General features: G+C 69.0%; 1 protein-coding gene. It reads right to left on the reverse strand.

Going from position 1 to position 239, the window contains the following annotated elements:
• On the reverse strand, nt 1-239 hold a 239-nt coding region (locus tag SB772_RS45215; protein WP_410839177.1), incomplete at both ends, for an Hsp70 family protein.

The following is a 239-nucleotide window of genomic DNA, read 5'->3' on the forward strand; positions in this document are numbered from 1 at the left end:
GCGACCACCGGCTCGATCATGGTCTCGAAGGCCGCGCGGCTCAGCTCGCCCTGCCAGGCGCCGTGGCGGACACTGACAACGTCGGCATCGGTCAGGGCTTCCTTGGCGGCGCAGGCGGCCTGCAGCAGCTGGCGCTGGGTGGCCGGGTCCAGATCGGAGGAGAGGCCAGCCTGCTCGATGATCCAGCCAGCAATGGCATGGTCGAAATCATCGCCACCCAAGGCGGTATCGCCGCCGGT

The organism is Paraburkholderia sp. SIMBA_030 (genome assembly GCF_046535245.1).
GTDB lineage: Bacteria > Pseudomonadota > Gammaproteobacteria > Burkholderiales > Burkholderiaceae > Paraburkholderia.